The following is an 18,779-nucleotide window of genomic DNA, read 5'->3' as shown; positions in this document are numbered from 1 at the left end:
TGGCAGACGGGCCGGACCGCGATGGTCCGGCCCGCCCGCAGGTCAATCCGCCGCGCGGGCGGGGATCACTGGGCCGTGGCCGCCTCGATCGACTTGATCAGGTCGGCGCCGATGCGGCCCGCCATCTCCTCGCGGCCCGGCAGCAGCGCAGCGCGCCAGGCTTCCTTCTCCTCGGGCGTCAGCTCGTGGAACTCGGTCTTGCCCGCCGCCTTCATCGCCTCGAGCGCCTTGTCGTTCTCTTCCTTGGCGATGCCGTTGCCGTAGGCGGTCGCCTCGGCCACCGCCTTGTCCAGCTGGCCGCGGATATCCTCGGGCAGACCGTCCCAGAACGCCTTGTTCACGATCAGCGCATAGCCCAGATAGCCGTGGTTCGAGATCGTGGCGTGCTTCTGCACCTCGTGCATCTTCTGGGTGAACATGTTCGAGGGCGGGTTCTCGGTCCCGTCCACGACGCCGGTCTGCAGCGCCTGATAGACTTCCGAGAAGGCCATCACCTGCGGCACCGCACCCAACGCGTTCATCTCGGCCTCGAGCACCTTCGAGGACTGGATGCGCATCTTCAGCCCCAGGAAATCGTCGGGCGTGTGCAGCGGGCTGTTGGCCGACATGATCTTGAAGCCGTTGTCCCAGTAGGCGAGGCCCTTGATCCCCTTGTCCTCGAGCTTGGCGAGCATCCCCTTGCCCACCTCGCCGTCGGTCACCTTGCGCAGCTGGTCGTAGCCGTCAAAGATGTAGGGCAGGTCGAACGCCTCGAAATCCGGGATGCCGAGCGGGCCGAACTTGGCAAGGCTCGGCGCGAGCATCTGGACCGAGCCGAGCTGCAGCGCCTCGAGCTCTTCCTTGTCCTTGTAGAGCTGGCTGTTCGGGTAGACCTCAACCTTGACCTTGCCCTCGGTGTACTGCTCGGCGAGTTCCTTGAACTTCTGCGCGGCCTTGCCCTTGGGGGTGTCGGGGGCGACGACGTGGCTGAACTTGATGGTGATGTCCTGCGCCACGGCAGGCACGGCCAGCGCCGCGGCAACGATCGCGGCAAAGCCGGTCTTGATGAGCATGTTCATGGTGTCGGACTCTCTCCCTGAGGTTCTGGCAGCCCGGCGGGCTGGGTCTCTGACGGCGCACCTTAGGCGCGGTCACCCGATCTGAAAAGGGCGTGAGCGGCCGCTGCGACACTGTTGACAGGTCGCGCGACCGGGCCGCGGGGGCAGGGGACGACGACGCCGCCCGGCCTCAGACCAGCGCGGTGATCTTCCGCTTGCGCCAGACGAAGGTGTAATAGGCCCCCTGCGCGACCATCAGCGCCGCGAAGCTCGCCACATAGGCCCACCAGATCCCCTCGAGCCCCATCGACCGCGACAGCAGGACCGCCAGCGGCAGCTCGACGAAGGCCACGCAGCCCATGGCGATCAGCATCGGCGGGATCACCGTCCCCGAGGCGCGCATGATCCCCGAGAAGATCGTGCCTGCCCCGAACATCAGCGCCGACCAGCTGACGATGTGCAGCAGGTGCTGGGCCAGCTCAACGACCTCGGGATCGGCGATGAAGGCCTGCACGAGCAGGCGCGAGAACAGGTAGACGAGCGCCACCAGCCCGCCGGTCAGCACGAGGTTCATCACCATCGCCGTGCGCAGCACCACGGCCAGCCGGTCGGGCCGCCCCGCGCCGATCGCCTGCGCGCCGAAGATCGAGGCGGCGATGGCGATCGAGAGCGCCGGGAACTGGGCGTAGTTCTGGACCTGGCTGACGGCGCCATAGGCCGCGGTCGCGTCCGAGCCGAAGCGGTTGATCAGCCCGACGATCACCAGCCCGGCGAGCGAGCCGACGACGAGCTGCGCGCCGGTCGGCAGCCCGATCCGCAGCACGGTCCGCAGAAGGCCCCAGTCCGGCCACAGCGCCCGCAGCAGCCCCGCCCCGGGGGCGAGCGGATGCGCGCGAGCCCGAAGCCACAGCCCCAGCACCACCAGCGCCGCGCTCTGCGCCACCCCGACCGAGAGCGCCGCGGCCGCCACCCCGAAGCCCATCTCGGCCACCATGACGATGGTCAGCCCTGCGGCGACCCCGGTCGCCACCGCCTGCACGACCAGCGGGCGGACCGAATCGCCGGTCCCGCGCAGCAGCGCGCCGGCGGCGATGAACAGAAACAGGATCGGCATGGTCGCAAAGGCGGTCCGCGCATAGGAAATCGCCGGCGCCATGACGTCCGCGGGCGTGCCCATCCGCGCCAGCATCCACGGCGCCAGCGCGATCCCGGTCGTCCCGATCACCAGCCCGATCGCCAGCGTCGCGCCCAGCGCGGTGCCGCCGATCCGGCGCACGAGGTCGATCTTCTGCGCCCCCCAGGCCTGCCCGATCAGCACGCTCGCCCCGGCCGTGACCCCGATCACGAACGCGATGAAGAAGAACGCGAACGGCATGAACGTCGCCACCGCCGCCAGCGCCCCTGTGCCGAGCATCTGGCCCACGACGATGCTGTTGATCGTCATCCCCAGCGATTGCAGGATGTTCTGCCCGATCAGCGGCAGGAGAAAGACGAGAAAGCTCCGCCACAGCGGGCCTTCCTGGATCGAGGGGCGTCTTGGGCTCATGGGATATCCGGGGGCGGCGCGCCGGACCCTGCCGGCGCCGCAGCTTGGCCTAAGCCCGCCGCGCCTGCGACGCAAGGCCGCGGGGCGGGGGCCGGCGAAGAGGCGCGCGGCCGGCCGCCACCCCGGCCGTCACTTGCGGGCGTAGACGTCGTCGTAGCGGATGATGTCGTCCTCGCCGAGATAGACGCCGGTCTGCACCTCGATCAGGATCATCGGCACCTTGCCGGGGTTCTCCATCCGGTGGACCGCGCCGAGGGGGACGTAGATCGACTGGTTCTCGGTCACCAGCGTCACCTTGTCGTCCACCGTGACGCGGGCGGTGCCGCTGACCACGATCCAGTGCTCGGCGCGGTGGACGTGGCTCTGCAGCGAGAGCGCCGCGCCGGGATGGACGACGATCCGCTTGACCTGGAAGCGGTCGCCCATCACCAGCGTCTCGAACCACCCCCAGGGGCGGTGGTCGCGCAGGAACGACTCGGCCTGCCGGATCCCGCGCCCCTTCAGTGCGGTGACCGCCTGCCGGACGTCCTGCGCGCGGTTCATGTCCGCGACCAGCACCGCGTCGCCGGTGGCGATCACCATCGTGTCGCGCAGGCCGATCCCCACCACCTGCATGTCCTCGTCGTCCGAGCGCAGCAGCACGTCGTCGCAGTCGATCGCGGTCGAACGGGCATCGGTGACCACCCCGCGCCAGGCCGGCGCGTCGATCTGTGCCTCGCGCCAGACGGCATCCCAACCGCCGAGGTCGGACCAGTGCTCGGCGAAGCGGACGACCGAGAGCGCGTCGGACTTCTCCATCACCGCGTAGTCGACCGAGAGGTCGGGCAGGCTGTTCCACGGCGCGGGCGCCAGCCGCAGAAACCCGAGGTCGGGCGTGGCGTCCGCCAGTGCCGCCTCAACCGGGGCGACGAACTCGGGGGCGTGGGCGCGGAACGCCGCGATCATGGTCCGGGCGGTGAAGAGGAAGATGCCGGCGTTCCACAGGAAGTCGCCCTCGGCGAGCATCTTCGCGGCCGTCGCGGCATCGGGCTTTTCGACGAAGCGGCGCAGGGGTGCGGTGTCGGGGTCGGCGCTCTCGTCGAGTTCCAGCCAGCCGTACCCGGTCTCGGCGCGGGTCGGCTGGATGCCGAAGGTCACGATCCGTCCCGCCTGCGCCAGCGGCACGGCGCGGTCCACCGCCCGCCCGAAGGCCTCGGCATCGGGAACGACGTGATCCGAGGGCGCAACGAGGATCAGCCCGTCCGGGTCCTCGGCCCCCACGTGCAGCGCCGCGGCCAGCACCGCGGGGGCGGTGTTGCGCCCCGACGGCTCGATCAGCACCCCCTGCGGCGCGACGCCGATCTCGGCGAGCTGCTCGGTGACGATGAAGCGGAAGTCGGCCCCCGTCAGTACCAGCGGCGCGGCATAGCGCGGCCCGGCCAGCCGCAGTGCTGACGCCTGGAACAGCGACTGCGCGCCGATCAGCGGCGCAAACTGCTTGGGGAACGACTTTCGCGAGACCGGCCACAGCCGGGTGCCCGAGCCGCCGGCCAGAAGGACGGGGACGACGCCGTGGGTCATGCATTTCTCCTTGACCGCGATCCCGCGGTTCGTGCCCCGCGCGGTTCGTCCGACTCTGCCTTGGCACCGAGGGGCAAAGCAAGTCAGGTGCGCGAAGGGAAAAGGGGGTGGAGACTGAGCGAAGGTGAAGCTGGGGTGGTGTCGCCCCAGACAGACGGACCGGCCCGACGGATCGACGACGTATGGGGTCGACTCGGGGTTCGACCAGCCGATGAACTCCGGGCCAGCGTCCGAGCGCATTCTCCCGAAAATCAAAAAGCCCGCACAACGGCGGGCTTTCCTCTCAACTCACACGGCTGCTCTGCCGGACGGCGCGAACCCCTCAGCCGCCCCAGGTGCGCAGCGGGCCGCAGTCCATGTGCACGAAGTTCGAGCGCGAGTACTTACCCACGCCCCCGGCGCGGCACGAGGTCACGGCCTTGTACATCTGCGCGACCGAGCGCGACTTGAGCCGCATGTCGGCGGCCTTGCCCGACATGTGCAGCGAGTTGCGCGCCACCGCGCCGCTGCGCGAGCGCAGCATGGCGTTGGTCTTGGGCGAGCGGTAGCCCGACAGCATCATGTAGGGTTCGTTGGTCTGCAGCAGCCGATGGCTCGCCGCGGCGATGTCGACGGTGCGCGGGTCGATGCCGATCACCTGCCCGGTGCGCCAGTCGCGCATGAAGATGTTGATCTCGTTCAGGGCGTCGCGGATGTACTTGCCCTCGACCCAGTAGACGGTGTCGATGCTTTCCCCGGTGCGACCCGAATACATCCGGATGCGGCGATAGTCACCGGCGCCGCGGATGATGCCGAAGGCATTTGCCATCACAGGGGCGGCGGCCACGGTCGTGGCTGCGAAGACGCCGAGAATGCCGCGACGCGAGAATTCGAAGGTCATGTTCAGATCCGCCTGTCCTGCGTTCGTTTTCTGTGCCAGCGATTGGCTTGTCCGGTGTACCCCGGAATGATTGACAATATGTCACCAGCGCCCCGGTTGCGGAACTGTGAGTTCCATCGTGCAGCAAGATCGTGCCAATGTCGGCGGAAACTTGCCGATGACTTCGGGGCCGTTGCGCAAAAGCCGCGCCAAACCCGGGTTTCGCAATCGTGACCTGCCCGCTTGACGGGCACGGCGTTACCCTCGGAACCGCCTTCAACCGCCGAAAGAGACCCAGCGTGACCTACCCGCCACTCAACCGCAGCGCGAATCGATCCCCCCGTCGGCACGGCAACCGGGGGGCCGAGTCGCGGCGCCGACTGCGCTGCGGACGGCGGCTCGCCCTCGCGCTGATGCTGGCGCTTCCGAGCGTGGCGGCGGCCCAGGCGCCGGCGCCGCGGCTCGACTTCTCCCCCGACGAGATGGCGCTGGCCCAAGGCGTCGCGCGCGACGCGGGGCTGGCGGCGTGGTACGGCCGCACCGGCCTCGCCCCGGTCTTCACCGTCCCAGAGGCCGCCCCGCGCCGCGCCGCGCTGATCGCCGCGGTCGCCGGTGCCGCGAGCCACGGCCTGCCCGACGTCTATGATGCCCGCGGTCTCGCCGCCCTCGACGGCCAGACCGGCCCGCGGGCCGAGGCCGCCTTTGCCCGCGCCTTCGCCCGCTGGACCCACGACGTGGGCGGCGGCATCCTGACCCCGCGCCGGGTCGAACCCGGCATCCGCCGCGACGTCCCGCGGGTGGCGACCGAGACCCTGCTCGCCCGCTTTGTCGAGGCCGCCGATCCCGCGGCGATGCTCGAGACCGTGCCGCCGCAGTCGCGCGATTACCGGGCGCTGCGGGCCGCGCTCGCCGCGGCGATCGGGCCGACGGTCGGCGCCGACGTGCCGCCCGCGCCCGAAGGCACCTGGCGCGAGGGGATGAACGACCCGGCCATCGTCGCGCTGCGCGCCCGCCTCGCCGCGCTCGGCTTTGACGCGGGCGCTCCCGGCTCGCCCGCGTTCGATGCGCCGCTCGCGGCCCAGATGGCTGCCTATCAGGCCCGCGTCGGCCTCGCCCCCGACGGCGTTGCCGGTCCGCGCACCATCGCCCGGATGAACCGCAGCGGCGGCCAGGCGCCACGCGGCCTCCTCATCGCGCTCGAGCGGATGCGCTGGATGGGCACCCATGACCTCGACGGCCGCATGGTCTGGGTGAACCTGCCCGAGTTCGTGGCCCGGGTGCGTGACGGCGGCGAGACGGTGTTCCAGACCAAGGTGGTGATCGGCAAGTCCGACCCGGCCGACCAGCGCACGCCCGAGTTCTCGGACGAGATGGAGTATGTCGTCGTCAACCCGCGCTGGAACGTGCCGCGCTCGATCACCGTCAAGGAATACCTGCCGCGGCTGCAGAAGAACCCGAACGCCGTCTCGCATCTCGACATCGTAGACAGCCGCGGCCGCGTCGTGCCGCGCGGCAACATCGACTTCGGCCGCTACACGCCCGCCAACTTCCCCTATCGGATGCGGCAGAAGCCGAGCGATGACAATGCCTTGGGCGAGGTGAAGTTCATCTTCCCGAACAGCATGAACATCTATCTGCACGACACGCCCTCGAAGGGGCTGTTCGGCGAATCGCGGCGCGCGTTCTCGCACGGCTGCATCCGGGTGGCCCGGCCGGTGGACCTCGCCCACGAGCTGCTCAAGGGCTCGGCCGCCGATCCCGCCGCGCGCTATTCGCGGGCGCGGGCGTCGGGCAACGAGAGCTTCCTCGAGCTGACCCCGCATCTGCCGGTGCATCTGGTCTATTTCACCACCACCGTGGCCGAGGACGGCTCGCTGCGGCAGTTCCCGGATGTCTATGGCCGTGACGCTGCGGTGTGGGCGGCGTTGCAGCGGGCGGGGGCGGCGCCCGGACTGGAAACCGCGGCGCTGACCGATTAGCTCTCGCGGGCGAGGGCGGAACGGAGGCGCCGATGACCATCACCCTGGCCGAACTGGCCCGCGCGCTCGACGCGACGCTGTGGGGCGACGGCAGCCTGCGGGTGACCGGCGCGGCCGAGCCGGCCGAGGCCGGGGCGGCCCGCGACGGTTCCGCCCGCGTCGCGCTGGCGATGAGCCCCGCCTATGCCGCCCATCTTGTCCCCGGCGCCGCCGCGCTCATCGGCGCCGGCATGGACCCCGAGGCCTACGGGCTGGCCGGCGCGGTGATCGTCGCCCGGCCGCGGCTGGCGATGGCGGGGGTGACCCGCGCGCTGGACGCCGGGCCGGGCTTTGCCACCGGCATCCACCCCAGCGCCGTCATCGACCCCTCCGCCGAGATCGGGGACGACCCCGCCATCGGCCCCTTCGTGGTGATCGGCCCCGGCGTGCGGCTTGGCCCCCGGGCGCGGATCGGCGCCCATGTTAGCATCGGCGCGGGCACCGTGGTCGGCGCCGAGGCGCTGATCCACGCCGGCGCCCGGCTCGCCCACGGCGTCACCGCCGGGGACCGGCTCATCGTCCAGCCCGGCGCGGTGATCGGCTCGGACGGGTTCTCGTTCGTCACCCCCGACCCGTCGGGGGTCGAGGAGGTGCGCGGCACGCTCGGCCACCGCGGCAAACTGCGCGACCAGCATTGGGTCCGCATCCACTCGCTCGGCGGCGTCACCCTCGGCGATGATGTCGAGGTCGGTGCCAACGCCACCATCGACCGCGGTACGATCCGAGCGACATCAATCGGTTCCGGCACCAAGCTCGACAACATGGTCCATGTCGGCCACAATGTGCAGGTGGGCCGCGACACGCTGCTCTGCGGGCAGGTCGGGATCGCCGGCTCGGCGCGCATCGGCGACCGGGTGGTGCTCGGCGGCCAGTGCGGGGTCAGCGACAACATCTTCGTCGGCGACGACGTGGTGGCCGGCGGGGCCTCGAAGATCTTCACCAACGTGCCTGCGGGCCGGGTGATCCTCGGGTCGCCGGCGGTGAAGATGGATACTCAGATCGAGATCAACAAGGCGGTGCGCCGGCTGCCGCGGATGGCCGCGCAACTGGCCGAGCTTCAGAAAACCGTTACACGCCTGATGCAGAAGGACTGACCAGAGGTAGCCATGACCCAAGACACCGTCCGCGACCGCATCATCGCCATCATCGCCGAGCAGGCGATGCTCGACCCGTCCGAGATCACCCTCGAGGCGACCCCGGCCGACCTCGGGATCGACAGCCTCGGGCTGGTCGAGTCGATCTTCGCCATCGAAGAGGCGTTCGACATCTCGATTCCCTTCAACGCCAACGAGCCCGAGAAGTCCGAGTTCGACATCTCGAACATGGGCGCGATCATCGCCGCGGTCGAGGCGCTCGTCGCCGCCAAGGCATGAGCGCGCGCAAGGTCAAGCGCGGCGCGGGGGCGAAGGGCGGCGACGGCCCGGCGGCCGCGCCCCATGCCGCGCCCTCGTCTGCACCCCCGTCCACACCGCCTGCCGCGCCTCATGTCGCGCCCGCGGCGGCGCAGGGCAGGGGCGGGCTCAGGCGGGTGGCGATCACCGGCATGGGCACGGTCAACGCGCTCGGCCGCAACGTGCCTGACACGCTGACCGCCATGCGCGAGGCGCGCTGCGGGATCGGCGAGCTCGAGTTCCAGGACGTCGACCGGCTCTCGGTCCGCATCGGCGCGCAGGTCCGCGACTGGGACCCCGAGGCCTATTTCAACCGCCAGCAGATCTCGCTCTACGACAAGTTCACCCAGTTCACGATGATCGCCGCCAAGGAGGCCGTGGCCCAGTCCGGCCTCAGCTTCCACGGCGAGCTCGGGCTCTGCTCGGGCGTGATCCTCGGCACCGCCGGCGGCGGGCTGAACACCTGGGACGAGAATTACCGCATCGTCTACGAAGAGGGGAAGAACCGCGTCCACCCCTTCGTCGTCCCCAAGCTGATGAACAACGCCGCCGCGAGCCACGTCAGCATGGAGTTCGGGCTGCGCGGCCCGGCCTTCACCGTGGCCACCGCCTGCGCCTCGTCGAACCACGCCATGGGGCTTGCGTTCCAGATGGTTCGCTCGGGGGCGGCGCGGGTGATGCTCGCCGGCGGGTCCGAGGCGATGCTCTGCTTCGGCGGCGTCAAGGCGTGGGAGGGGCTGCGGGTCATGTCCCGCGACGCCTGCCGCCCGTTCTCCGCCAACCGCAACGGCATGGTGCAGGGCGAGGGCGCCGGCGTCTTCGTCTTCGAGGACTGGGACCACGCCACCGCCCGCGGCGCCGAGATCTTCGCCGAGGTGGTGGGCTTCGCCATGTCGGCCGACGCTCAGGACATCGTCATGCCCTCGGCCATCGGCGCCGAGCGGGCCATCGCCGGGGCGATGGTGGACGCCGGGCTGAACCCCTCGGACATCGGCTACATCAACGCCCACGGCACCGGCACCGCCGCCAACGACAAGACCGAATGCGCCGCCGTGGCCCACGCCTTCGGCCATCACGCCGACCGCCTGATGCTGTCGTCCACCAAGTCGATGCACGGGCATCTGATCGGCGGCACCGGCGCGGTCGAGCTGCTGGCCTGCGTCATGGCGCTGAGGGACGGGATCATCGCGCCCACCATCGGCTACGAGGAACCCGACCCGGAATGCGCGCTCGACGTGGTCCCGAACGTCGCCCGCGAGGCGCGGGTCGAGGCGGTGCTGTCCAACGCCTTCGCCTTCGGCGGGCTGAACGCGGTGATCGCGCTGCGCCGGGTCTGATCCCCGTCGCCCGCGCTCCCACCGCTCTCCGCGGTGTCCAGCCGCGCGGGCAGCCAGCCCTGCCGCCGCCGCGCCTGCTGGCGCTGCCTCATGCGCCGGTGTCCCTGCCGCGTCATGTGAACCCTCCGTCCGCTCACCGGACTCATGCCACTGACCCCTTGCCATCCGGTTAACGCGGCCGATCTTTCCATCCCCCCGCCGATACAATATCCCCTCGCTCGACCAGAACGACCGACCCGGCCCCCGCGCCGGGCAGACGCAGGACAGGACAGATGGCCCGGATCACCTACATCGAATGGAACGGCACCCGGCACGAGGTCGACGTGCGCCCCGGCATGACAGTGATGGAGGGCGCCCGCGACAACGGCATCCCGGGGATCGAGGCCGATTGCGGCGGCGCCTGCGCCTGCTCGACCTGCCACGTCTATGTCGCGCCCGAGTGGGTGGACCGGCTGCCGCCCAAGGACCCGATGGAAGCCGACATGCTCGACTTCGCCTACCATCCCGACGCCGAGCGCTCGCGCCTGACCTGCCAGCTCAAGGTCACCGAGGCGCTCGACGGGCTGGTCGTGCAGATGCCCGAAAAGCAGATCTGAGCCGATGGCCGACCCCGCCACCAAGGATCTCGTCCTCACCGTCGCCTGCGCCTCGCGCCGCGGCATCGTCGCCGCCGTCGCCGGTTTCCTCGCCGAGCACGGCTGCAACATCACCGACTCGGCGCAGTTCGACGACCTCGCCAACGGCCGCTTCTTCATGCGCGTGAGCTTCCGCAGCGAGACGGGCGCTGCGGCCGAGGCGCTGCGCGAGGCCTTCGTGCCGGTGGCCGAGGGCTTCGGCATGGACTGGGCGATCCATGACCCCGCCCGGCGGATGCGGGTGCTGCTGATGGTGTCGGGCTTCGGCCATTGCCTGAACGACATCCTCTATCGCTGGCGGATCGGGGCGCTGCCGATCGACATCGTCGGCGTCGTCTCGAACCACCTGACCTACCAGAAGCTGGTGGTGAACCACGATCTGCCGTTCCACCACATCCCCGTCACCAAGGCCCGCAAGGCCGAGGCCGAGGCCCGGCTGATGGAGGTGGTCGAGGAGACCGGCACCGAGCTCGTGGTCCTCGCACGCTACATGCAGGTGCTGTCGGACACGATCTGCGCGCGGATGTCGGGGCGGATCATCAACATCCACCACTCGTTCCTGCCGAGCTTCAAGGGCGCCAACCCCTACCGGCAGGCCTATGACCGGGGGGTGAAGCTGATCGGGGCGACGGCGCATTACGTCACCGCCGATCTCGACGAAGGCCCGATCATCGAGCAGGACACGGTCCGCGTCACCCACGCCCAGTCGCCCGAGGACTACGTGAGCCTCGGCCGCGACGTCGAGGCGGTGGTGCTCTCGCGGGCAATCCACGCCCACATCAACCACCGGGTATTCCTGAACGACGCCCGCACGGTGGTCTTCCCGGCCAGCCCCGGGGGCTACGCCTCCGAGCGGATGGGCTGAGGCGCGGGCTTTGGCACGAGGAGCAGATCCACCAGCTCCTCGATCGCCGCCCGAACCGCAGTCTCGTCGTCCATGCCGGGGGGCGACCAGATCTGGAAATGGTCGTCCAGCACCATGTCGGCGAGGCCGAAGATGAAGGCCCGTCCCATGAGTGGACGCAGGCTGCCTCCATCCCGGGTCGCGCCGAGGTGACGCTCGACCAGCACCCGGAACCCTTCGTCGTAGCCCTGGTAATTCACCCCGTCGTGGTGAAAGACCTGATGCCCGACCACCCGGTAGAGATCGGGGTTCTCTCGCGCCCAGCCCACATATGCCGTGCCCAGCGCCACCAGCGCCGCGCGCGGGTCGTTAGGCGGCGCGGCGATCAGCGAACGCGAGAGGTGATCGGTCAGGCGCAGGATGCCGAAGCTGCCGACGGCATCGCGCAGAGCCTCATCGGTCGGGAAGATGGTTCTGGCAATGGCGATATCCACCCCCGTGATCTCGGCCGTCTCGGCCAGAGTGGGCATCGACGGCTGCGACCCGAGCATTGAACAGACCGCCTGTTGGATCAGCCGATCCGTCAGTGTCTCGCCCGGCTTCAACATTGCAGGAACCTCCTCGATGTCACGCCACAGTTGCGCCGATCGGCCTTGGATACAAGGCGTTGCAGGGAGTCCATGGCCAGAATCAGCTCTCTTACGCCGGGTATTCCGCCATCTGGAACGGCGCAGCCCGAGTGTCGCGCAGCGCGGCAATCCGTGCCGCATATCGAGCCTCGGGCAAGCCGTCCCTGCGACAGTCCCCCTCCTTGCCCGGCGCGGCGCCGCTCCCCACATGGCTCTCCATGATCCCGCCCCGCTTCGCCGTCACCCCTGAAGAGATCGACCGCGTGGTCGCGGTCTTCTATGCCGCCGTGCGCCGGCACGAGGTGCTGGGGCCGGTCTTCGCCGCCCATGTCACCGACTGGCCCGCGCACGAGGCGCGCATCGCCGCCTTTTGGCGCAATGCGATCCTTTACGAGCGCGGCTACGACGGCAATCCGATGCGCGTCCACATGGCGGCGGGCGACGTGCGGCCGGGGCATTTCGACGACTGGCTGATGCTCTTCGACGCGACGCTGCACCGGACGCTGCCGGCGGCGACGGCGGTCGCCTGGTCGGCGCTCGCGCACCGGATCGGGGCGGGGCTGCGGATGGGGGTCAGCGATGCGCGCAACCCCGGCGGGGTGCCGCGGCTGGGGGCGCGGGCCTGACCCCGGCCCTTTACCCACCGCCCTTGACCCGGCGTCCTTGAACCGCCCCCCGCGCGACCCATATCGCCGGACATGATCCTGATCTTCGCTCTCGTCGGCGCGCTCGCCGGGTTCCTCATGGCCGACAACGACCGCGAATCGACGCTTCAGGCGGCGGTGGTGGGCGCGCTGGGCGGGGCCCTCGGCGGCGTGCTGTTCTGGATCGTCGTGCGGCTGCTGGGGATGTTCGCAGGGGCGCTTGGCGCGGTGGCGGGCGCGGTGCTGCTCGTACGGCTCTACCGCCGCTGGCGGGCGCGCTGACGCCCCGCCTCAGCTGCGCCGCGCCAGCCGCACGCGGATGCCGTCGCGCCCCCGCACCGTCAGCCGCGCCACCGGCACCGGATCGACCGCCCCGCGCGTGAGCCGCAGGTCGCGGCAGATCAGTGCCAGCATCAGCGGACCCTCGACCATCGCGAACCCCGCGCCGGGGCAGACCCGCTGCCCGGCGCTGAAGGGGACATAGGCCGTCCGCGCGCAGGCCCGGCCGTTCTCCGTCTCCCACCGGCCGGGGTCGAAGCCGTCCGGGTCGTCCCACAGCCGCGCGTGGCGGTGCAGGTGCCAAGGCGAGATCACCACCTGCGTCCCGCGCGGCAAGGGGTGCTCGCGGAAGACCTCGGGGCGGGTCGTCTCGCGCACCATCATCGGCACCGGGGGGTAAAGCCGCATCGCCTCGCGGAAGACCGCGCGGGCCACCCGCAGCCGCGCCACGGCGGCGAACTCGGGCGCGTCGCCGGTCAGCACCGCGGCGGCCTCACAGGCCACCCGTTCCTGCCAGTCCGGGAAGGCGGCGAGCAGCCACAGCGCCCAGGCCAGCGCACTGGCCGAGGTCTCGTGCCCGGCCAGAAAGAAGATCGCCACCTGGTCCACCATCTCGGCGGGCGAGAACCCTGCCCCGGTCTCGGGGTCGGGCGTGGTCATGATCTTGGTCGCCAGATCGTCGGGCGCGGTGCCGGCCGCAAGCGCCTCGGCCCGTGCGGCGACCAGCGCGGCGATCAGCCCGCGGATCTCGGCCGCCGTGGCCCGCGTCCGCCGCCCGTGCGGGCGCGGCAGCCACGCGGGCCAGGGCAGCAGCGCGGCGAGGTTCACGATCGGCTGCGCGTCCTGATGGGCGCGGAAGGCCGCGAACACCCGCGCCGCCGTCGCGTCCTCGATCGGGATCGAGAACAGCGTGCGGAAGATCGCGTCGGCGGCGGCGTGGCTCGTCTCGGGTTCAACGTCGATCTCGCGCCCCGCCTGCGCGCCGAGCCGCCCGGCCAGCGCCAGCGCCGCGTCGCGCACGCCGGGAAAGGTCTCGCGCAGGCGCCCGCCCTCGAACGCCGGGTCGATGATCCGGCGCTGCCGCGCCCACTCGGCGCCGTTGGTGACGAAGACCGACCGGCCGAGCAGCGGCGCCAGCCCCTCGCGCAGCCGCGCGGACTTGGGGAAATCCCCCGGCCGCTCCTGCAAGACCAGCCGCACCAGCGCCGGATCGTTGCAGACGACCGAGTGGATCAGCGGGCTGCGGAACTCGGCCATCCAGGCGCGGTAGAGCCGCGCGGGCAGCGCCGACAAGAGGTCGCGCCGGAATGCGCGGGCATAGCGCAGCACGCTGCCGCGCCCCTCGGTCGCGGGCGGCTTCGGCGGGACCGGCGGCGCGCTCATGGCGCCCCCTCGGCCCGCCCGGGCCAGTCGTTCACCGCCCGCGCGATCCGCCCCGGCGAATGCCCGCGCCCGGCGAACCGGTCCCCGAGCGGCAAGGGCCCGGCGGTGATGGCGAAGTAATCGTAGCCCTCGGGCCGGTCGAAGGCGCAGAGATACTGGAAATGCAGCCGGAACCACCGGCCCCTGAGCGCGCGCTGCGTCTCGGGCGAGAGCGTCCGGGTGAACGCCGCCGACAGGACCAGCGGCCCGACCCGCCCCTCGGGCTCGACCGAGGACACCGCCACCGGGTCGCAGAGCCCGAAGCAGCAGGCGTCCCCCGGCGCGCTCACGTCCACCCACGTCACCTCGGCCCGCGCCGAGAGACACCGCAGGTCCGCCCGCAGCCGCCCGGCGCGCGGCAGAAACGAGGCCATCGGCACCACGTGCCCCAGCGTCAGCAGCGCCAGCCGCCCGTCCTCGGCCGCGCGTCCCGCGCGCACCAGATCGGCCAGCACCGAGACCGCCAGATAGGCGCCCGAGGAATGGCCCACCACCAGCACCTCGTCCCAGTCGCCGGCCAGAACCTCGGCCACCCGGTCGGCAAAGACCGCGATCCGCGCCTCGAGCGCGGGCGGATAGGCGCCCCCGTCCTGCGCGGTGAAGGCATAATCGTGCATGAGGTAATAGGCGAAGACCCGCCCGTCGATGCGCCGGAACCACCCGAGCAGCGCCGCCCCCGCCGCCAGCCCCAGCACCACCCCCGGCAGCCAGTGGACCAGCCGCGCCCCGAGCACGGCGATCCCCACCGCCAGCAGCCCTGCGGCCAGCGCCTGCACCAGCAGCACCGCGATGGGATAGAGCGCCGCGATCACCGGCCCGCGCCTGAGCCGCATCAGTCGCCAGAGCGCCCCCGAGCCGACATAGGCCCAGGCCGTTCGGACGAGCTGCCCGTAGGTCGCGGGGATCGAGTGCCCCATCGAGCCCGCCACCACGTCGGCCCAGACGAGCACCTCGACCTCGGCCTCGGCCGCGCCCTCGGGGAAATCCCCCGTCACCCCCCAGCCGAACCCGGTCCGGTCGCCGCGCGCCCCGAACCCCAGCCGATAGCCCGAGATCGCCGCCTGCCGCGCCCCCTCGCGGCGGTAGAGCTCGCGGTAGCGGCGCGGGGGGATGGGGTCATAGCCGGGGATGTAGAGAACCCGGCGGCGGAAAGGTCGGGTCATCGTCCGGCTCGGCGGTCAGCGTCGTGAAATGGGTATGTGAACCGGAACGAAGCGGCAAGGGAAGGGGCGGGGACTGGGGCAAGGGCGGGGGCAGTGGCGGAAAGGACAAGGGCAGGGGCAAGGGCAAGGGCAGGGGCGGGGGCAGGGGACGCGCCCCCCCCCGTGCCCCACCGACCGTCGGGGGCGCGTCCGGCCGGGCGGACCCGCCGCCCGGCACGCGCCCCACCCCTTCTTTCGGGCCCGAACCCCGGCCCACCCCACACCACCCGCGCCCTTGCCCCGCACCCGAGCGCGGCCTAGAACCGGCCGACACTCGAAAAGGACGCCCGCGATGCTCGACCATCTCGATTTCACCGCCCCCGCCCCCAAGGTCATCTCGGGCGCGAAGGGAGAGTGGGAGCTGGTCATCGGCCTCGAGGTCCACGCCCAGGTCGTCTCGAACGCCAAGCTCTTCTCGGGCGCCTCGACCGCCTTCGGGGCCGAGCCGAACAGCAACGTGGCCTTCGTCGATGCGGCCATGCCGGGGATGCTGCCGGTCATCAACGAATTCTGCGTGGCCCAGGCGGTCCGCACCGGGCTTGGGATCAAGGCCGCGATCAACCTGACCTCGGCCTTCGACCGCAAGAACTACTTCTACCCCGACCTGCCGCAGGGCTATCAGATCAGCCAACTCTACCACCCCATCGTGGGCGAGGGCGAGGTGATCGTGGACATGGGCCCGGGGCTTGCCCGCCGCGTGCGGATCGAGCGCATCCACCTCGAACAGGACGCCGGCAAGTCGATCCACGACATGGACCCGGCGCTGTCCTTCGTCGACCTCAACCGCACCGGCGTCGCGCTGATGGAGATCGTCAGCCGCCCCGACATCCGCGGCCCCGAGGAGGCCGCCGCCTACGTCGCCAAGCTGCGCCAGATCATGCGCTATCTCGGCACCTGCGACGGCAACATGCAGAACGGCAACCTGCGCGCCGACGTCAACGTGTCGGTCTGCAAGCCCGGCGACTACGAGCGCTATCAGGAAACCCAGGATTTCAGCCATCTGGGCACCCGCTGCGAGATCAAGAACATGAACTCGCTGCGCTTCATCCAGGCCGCCATCGAGTATGAGGCCCGCCGCCAGATCGCCATCCTCGAGGATGGCGGTTCGGTGGTGCAGGAAACCCGCCTCTACGACCCCGACAAGGGCGAGACGCGCTCGATGCGCTCCAAGGAAGAGGCGCACGATTACCGCTACTTCCCCGACCCCGACCTCCTGCCGCTCGAGATCGAGCAGGGCTGGGTGGACGACATCGCGGCCTCGATGCCGGAACTGCCCGACGAGAAGAAGGCGCGCTTCGTGCAGGCGCTGGGCCTGTCGGAATACGACGCCGGCGTGCTGACCGCCGAGGTCGAGAACGCCGATTATTTCGAGGCCGTGGCGCAGGGCCGCGATGGCAAGCAGGCGGCCAACTGGGTCATCAACGACCTGTTCGGGCGGCTGAAGAAGGAGGGGCTCGAGATCGGCGCCTCACCCGTCTCGGCGGCGCAGCTCGGCGGGGTGCTCGACCTCATCGCTTCGGGCGAGATCTCGGGCAAGATGGCCAAGGACCTGTTCGAGATCGTCTGGACCGAGGGCGGCGAGCCCGCCGAGATCGCCGCCGCGCGCGGCATGAAGCAGGTCACCGACCTCGGCGCGATCGAGGCCGCGGTGGACGAGATCATCGCCGCCAACCCCGCGCAGGTGGAAAAGGCCAAGGCGAACCCCAAGCTCGCGGGCTGGTTCACCGGCCAGGTGCTCAAGGCCTCGGGCGGCAAGGCCAACCCGGCCGCGGTCAACGAGCTGGTGGCGAAGAAGTTGGGGCTCTGAAGGCCGGGGCCCCGGCGGCGCGCGGGCGCACCGAGCTGCCGTCGGCCCCGCCTCAACGCGGCTGAGGCTTCGGCCGCAGCCAGATCGCCAGGGCGGTCAGCACCGTCAGCGGCATGACGAACAGCAGCATCGCCCGCGTGTAACCCTGCAGCCGGTGATAGTCCTCGGCGGCCAGCACCAGATAGCCCACGTAGAAGACGTAGTAGGCCAGGAAGATCGCCCCCTCCCACCGGGCGATCCGGCAGCCGGTCAGGAAGATCGGCAGGCAGGCGACCGCCGCCCCCATCATCACCCAGGCGTCGAAGGCCATCACCGAGGGCGCGACCGTCAGCCCCGCCGGCCCCGCCACCAGCCCGGCGATCCCGAGGCAGCCGAGGATGTTGAACAGGTTGCTGCCGACCACGTTGCCCACCGCCATGTCGCGGTTGCCCTTCAGCGCCGCCGTCAGCGAGGTGGCGATCTCGGGCAGCGAGGTGCCCGCCGCCACGATGGTCAGCGCCACGACGAGATCGCTCACCCCCAGCGCGCGGGCAAAGCTGACCGCGGCGCTGACCACGAGCTGCGCCCCGATCACCAGCCCGACCAGCCCGCCGAGGATCAGCCCGGCCTGCACCAGCCGGCCGCTCGCCCAGTCCTCGGCCGGGGCCGGCTCGTCGGCGACGGCGCCCGCGCGCAGCGTCCGGCGCGACTGGATCACCACGAACGCCGTGTAGGCGACGAGCAGCGCGAGCAGCAGCCCGGCTTCGCCCATGCCCAGCACCCGGTCGCGCAGCATCACCAGCAGCAACCCGGTGACGCCGATCATGATCGGCACCTCCTGCCGGATCAGTTGCCGGTCCACGGCCAGCGGCATGATCAGCGCGCTCAAGCCGAGGATGAACAGCACGTTCAGGATGTTGCTGCCGATCACGTTGCCGATGGCGATGTCGGTCTGCCCGCCCGCCACCGCGCCGACCGAGACCGCGATCTCGGGCGCCGAGGTGCCAAAGGCCACCACCGTCAGCCCCACGACCAGCGGCGTCAGCCCCAGCGAGATCGCCAGCCGCGACGCGCCCTTGACCAGCAATTCGGCGCCCGCGACCAGCAGCGCCAGCCCGCCGACGAAACTCAGGATGTTCAGCATTGCTCGCCTCTCGCGCGCCGGTCCGCCCCGGCCGCGCCATCCCTCTCACCGGACGGGGCGCCGGTCAATCGGCGCGCCGCCTCTGGTCCGGCGGGCGCGGATGCCCTATCTCCGGTCCGACGACGGACAACCGGAGGCCAGCGTGCAGCAGCTCTACGAATACACCGTGATCCCCGCCCCGGCGCGGGGTGAAAAGGCCCGCGGCGCCCGCACCCCGGCCGAGCGCTTCAGCTTCGCGCTGCTGACCGAGATGAACCGCATGGCCGCGAACGGCTGGGAATACGTGCGCGCCGAGACGCTGCCCAGCGAAGAGCGCAGCGGGCTGACGAGCCGCAGCACGGTCTATCACAACGTGCTGGTGTTCCGCCGCGCGCTCGCCCCGGCCCGTCCCGCCGCGGCCGCCCACCCGACGCCGGCCGCCACCGCGCCCTCTGACGCCGCCCCGG

General features: G+C 71.0%; 17 protein-coding genes and 1 pseudogene. 10 read left to right on the top strand and 8 right to left on the bottom strand.

Going from position 1 to position 18,779, the window contains the following annotated elements; all coding sequences use genetic code 11:
• Positions 1–65: 65 nt before the first annotated feature.
• The 4 genes from ACFHYO_RS06550 to mepK form a co-directional block, all read right to left on the bottom strand.
• Positions 66–1,058, bottom strand: a complete 993-nt coding sequence (locus ACFHYO_RS06550; protein WP_394319210.1) for a TRAP transporter substrate-binding protein — start codon at positions 1,056–1,058, stop codon at positions 66–68.
• Positions 1,059–1,227: 169 nt separating this feature from the next.
• The gene (locus ACFHYO_RS06545) at positions 1,228–2,583 is read right to left on the bottom strand and encodes an MATE family efflux transporter (protein ID WP_394319208.1); all 1,356 of its coding nucleotides are present in this window, start codon (positions 2,581–2,583) and stop codon (positions 1,228–1,230) included.
• A 129-nt stretch (positions 2,584–2,712) separates the two neighbouring features.
• Positions 2,713–4,143: a mannose-1-phosphate guanylyltransferase/mannose-6-phosphate isomerase gene (locus ACFHYO_RS06540; protein ID WP_394319206.1), complete on the bottom strand. Its 1,431-nt coding sequence runs from the start codon at positions 4,141–4,143 to the stop codon at positions 2,713–2,715.
• Positions 4,144–4,465: 322 nt separating this feature from the next.
• Complete coding sequence (gene mepK / locus ACFHYO_RS06535) at positions 4,466–5,023, bottom strand: peptidoglycan L,D-endopeptidase MepK (RefSeq protein WP_036703811.1); 558 nt, start codon at positions 5,021–5,023, stop codon at positions 4,466–4,468.
• A gap of 278 nt (positions 5,024–5,301) precedes the next feature.
• Between mepK and ACFHYO_RS06530 the strand changes: the two genes are divergently transcribed.
• The 6 genes from ACFHYO_RS06530 to purU all read left to right on the top strand — a co-directional run bounded on the left by ACFHYO_RS06530 (position 5,302) and on the right by purU (position 11,248).
• Positions 5,302–6,981 carry a L,D-transpeptidase family protein gene (locus ACFHYO_RS06530; protein WP_394319204.1) on the top strand — a complete coding sequence of 560 codons (1,680 nt, stop codon included), beginning with the start codon at positions 5,302–5,304 and terminating at the stop codon, positions 6,979–6,981.
• A gap of 32 nt (positions 6,982–7,013) precedes the next feature.
• Positions 7,014–8,114: a UDP-3-O-(3-hydroxymyristoyl)glucosamine N-acyltransferase gene (lpxD, locus tag ACFHYO_RS06525; RefSeq protein ID WP_394319202.1), complete on the top strand. Its 1,101-nt coding sequence runs from the start codon at positions 7,014–7,016 to the stop codon at positions 8,112–8,114.
• A gap of 12 nt (positions 8,115–8,126) precedes the next feature.
• On the top strand, positions 8,127–8,393 hold the full coding sequence (locus ACFHYO_RS06520; protein ID WP_036703809.1) for an acyl carrier protein: 267 nt from the start codon (positions 8,127–8,129) through the stop codon (positions 8,391–8,393).
• A complete protein-coding gene (locus ACFHYO_RS06515; RefSeq protein ID WP_394319200.1) occupies positions 8,390–9,748 on the top strand; it encodes a beta-ketoacyl-[acyl-carrier-protein] synthase family protein in 1,359 nt (452 codons plus the stop codon). The genes ACFHYO_RS06520 and ACFHYO_RS06515 overlap by 4 nt, the downstream gene beginning before the upstream one ends.
• A 272-nt stretch (positions 9,749–10,020) precedes the next feature.
• The gene (locus ACFHYO_RS06510) at positions 10,021–10,344 is read left to right on the top strand and encodes a 2Fe-2S iron-sulfur cluster-binding protein (protein ID WP_036707208.1); all 324 of its coding nucleotides are present in this window, start codon (positions 10,021–10,023) and stop codon (positions 10,342–10,344) included.
• Positions 10,345–10,348: 4 nt separating this feature from the next.
• Positions 10,349–11,248, top strand: coding sequence for a formyltetrahydrofolate deformylase (gene purU / locus ACFHYO_RS06505; protein WP_394319198.1), 900 nt, complete (start codon positions 10,349–10,351; stop codon positions 11,246–11,248).
• Here the strand turns inward: purU and ACFHYO_RS06500 are convergent.
• Positions 11,224–11,778, bottom strand: a complete 555-nt coding sequence (locus ACFHYO_RS06500) for a TetR/AcrR family transcriptional regulator (protein WP_394319196.1) — start codon at positions 11,776–11,778, stop codon at positions 11,224–11,226. The genes purU and ACFHYO_RS06500 overlap by 25 nt on opposite strands.
• A 296-nt stretch (positions 11,779–12,074) precedes the next feature.
• Here ACFHYO_RS06500 and ACFHYO_RS06495 point away from each other — a divergent pair, with 296 nt between their 5' ends.
• Positions 12,075–12,482, top strand: coding sequence for a group III truncated hemoglobin (locus ACFHYO_RS06495; protein WP_394319194.1), 408 nt, complete (start codon positions 12,075–12,077; stop codon positions 12,480–12,482).
• 72 nt (positions 12,483–12,554) lie between these two features.
• The gene (locus tag ACFHYO_RS06490) at positions 12,555–12,782 is read left to right on the top strand and encodes a hypothetical protein (protein ID WP_036704881.1); all 228 of its coding nucleotides are present in this window, start codon (positions 12,555–12,557) and stop codon (positions 12,780–12,782) included.
• A gap of 9 nt (positions 12,783–12,791) precedes the next feature.
• Here ACFHYO_RS06490 and ACFHYO_RS06485 read toward each other — a convergent pair whose 3' ends face one another.
• Positions 12,792–14,162 carry a cytochrome P450 gene (locus ACFHYO_RS06485; protein WP_394319192.1) on the bottom strand — a complete coding sequence of 457 codons (1,371 nt, stop codon included), beginning with the start codon at positions 14,160–14,162 and terminating at the stop codon, positions 12,792–12,794.
• Positions 14,159–15,364, bottom strand: a complete 1,206-nt coding sequence (locus tag ACFHYO_RS06480) for a hypothetical protein (protein WP_394319190.1) — start codon at positions 15,362–15,364, stop codon at positions 14,159–14,161. The genes ACFHYO_RS06485 and ACFHYO_RS06480 overlap by 4 nt, the downstream gene beginning before the upstream one ends.
• 331 nt (positions 15,365–15,695) lie before the next feature.
• Between ACFHYO_RS06480 and gatB the strand changes: the two genes are divergently transcribed.
• Positions 15,696–17,210, top strand: coding sequence for an Asp-tRNA(Asn)/Glu-tRNA(Gln) amidotransferase subunit GatB (gene gatB, locus ACFHYO_RS06475; RefSeq protein ID WP_394319188.1), 1,515 nt, complete (start codon positions 15,696–15,698; stop codon positions 17,208–17,210).
• 52 nt (positions 17,211–17,262) lie between these two features.
• Here the strand turns inward: gatB and ACFHYO_RS06470 are convergent, their stop codons facing one another.
• Positions 17,263–18,333, bottom strand: a complete 1,071-nt coding sequence (locus tag ACFHYO_RS06470) for a calcium/sodium antiporter (RefSeq protein WP_211096305.1) — start codon at positions 18,331–18,333, stop codon at positions 17,263–17,265.
• A gap of 100 nt (positions 18,334–18,433) precedes the next feature.
• Here ACFHYO_RS06470 and ACFHYO_RS06465 point away from each other — a divergent pair.
• Positions 18,434–18,779 (top strand): annotated as a pseudogene (locus ACFHYO_RS06465) (hypothetical protein); the annotation flags it as partial.

This window comes from Paracoccus panacisoli, assembly GCF_042435015.1.
GTDB lineage: Bacteria > Pseudomonadota > Alphaproteobacteria > Rhodobacterales > Rhodobacteraceae > Paracoccus > Paracoccus panacisoli.
The sequence above is the reverse complement of the archived record's forward strand: the minus strand, read 5'-3'. Positions and strand labels throughout refer to the sequence as shown.

Coding starts and splice junctions, on each gene's coding strand:
- mepK (WP_036703811.1), bottom strand. CDS start 5,023: ATGACCTTCGAATTCTCGCGTCGCGGCATTCTCGGCGTCTTCGCAGCC.
- purU (WP_394319198.1), top strand. CDS start 10,349: ATGGCCGACCCCGCCACCAAGGATCTCGTCCTCACCGTCGCCTGCGCC.
- ACFHYO_RS06515 (WP_394319200.1), top strand. CDS start 8,390: ATGAGCGCGCGCAAGGTCAAGCGCGGCGCGGGGGCGAAGGGCGGCGAC.
- ACFHYO_RS06495 (WP_394319194.1), top strand. CDS start 12,075: ATGATCCCGCCCCGCTTCGCCGTCACCCCTGAAGAGATCGACCGCGTG.
- ACFHYO_RS06510 (WP_036707208.1), top strand. CDS start 10,021: ATGGCCCGGATCACCTACATCGAATGGAACGGCACCCGGCACGAGGTC.
- ACFHYO_RS06490 (WP_036704881.1), top strand. CDS start 12,555: ATGATCCTGATCTTCGCTCTCGTCGGCGCGCTCGCCGGGTTCCTCATG.
- ACFHYO_RS06500 (WP_394319196.1), bottom strand. CDS start 11,778: ATGCTCGGGTCGCAGCCGTCGATGCCCACTCTGGCCGAGACGGCCGAG.
- ACFHYO_RS06540 (WP_394319206.1), bottom strand. CDS start 4,143: ATGACCCACGGCGTCGTCCCCGTCCTTCTGGCCGGCGGCTCGGGCACC.
- ACFHYO_RS06485 (WP_394319192.1), bottom strand. CDS start 14,162: ATGAGCGCGCCGCCGGTCCCGCCGAAGCCGCCCGCGACCGAGGGGCGC.
- ACFHYO_RS06550 (WP_394319210.1), bottom strand. CDS start 1,058: ATGAACATGCTCATCAAGACCGGCTTTGCCGCGATCGTTGCCGCGGCG.
- ACFHYO_RS06545 (WP_394319208.1), bottom strand. CDS start 2,583: ATGAGCCCAAGACGCCCCTCGATCCAGGAAGGCCCGCTGTGGCGGAGC.
- ACFHYO_RS06480 (WP_394319190.1), bottom strand. CDS start 15,364: ATGACCCGACCTTTCCGCCGCCGGGTTCTCTACATCCCCGGCTATGAC.
- ACFHYO_RS06520 (WP_036703809.1), top strand. CDS start 8,127: ATGACCCAAGACACCGTCCGCGACCGCATCATCGCCATCATCGCCGAG.
- ACFHYO_RS06470 (WP_211096305.1), bottom strand. CDS start 18,333: ATGCTGAACATCCTGAGTTTCGTCGGCGGGCTGGCGCTGCTGGTCGCG.
- lpxD (WP_394319202.1), top strand. CDS start 7,014: ATGACCATCACCCTGGCCGAACTGGCCCGCGCGCTCGACGCGACGCTG.
- gatB (WP_394319188.1), top strand. CDS start 15,696: ATGCTCGACCATCTCGATTTCACCGCCCCCGCCCCCAAGGTCATCTCG.